The sequence below is a fragment of the Dellaglioa sp. CoH-57-MRSF-17 genome (genome assembly GCF_056782015.1).
In genome coordinates, this window is sequence record NZ_JBXAXY010000184.1 from 1 (window position 1) to 237 (window position 237).

A 237-nucleotide genomic window follows, 5' to 3' on the forward strand; every position below is an offset into this window, starting at 1 on the left:
GTCTTATATCCAGTTATTTGGGGGTTATAGGTGAAATGCTGTGCCCTTAGTTCGTGCCCGAGACAGGGCGACGAGCCGTAACCGATGCAATCCAGTCTTCCGGAATAGCGGTTGAGACTTCGCGCATGTCTTGCTCGTCTTCCGAATCGGACACGTCCTTGTTGCTGACAACCAGCACATAGCCCCGACGCACAAAACAGCGGCCAACGCACACACCATTATTGCGCGTGCGTACCG

The 237-nt window shown here is 54.4% G+C and carries 1 protein-coding gene; it reads right to left on the minus strand.

Features of this window, described 5'->3' with window-relative positions; translation table 11 throughout:
- Positions 1 to 46: 46 nt before the first annotated feature.
- A partial coding sequence (locus tag AC1RPJ_RS08330) for a hypothetical protein (protein ID WP_481762940.1) occupies positions 47 to 237 on the minus strand: 191 nt, incomplete at its 5' end.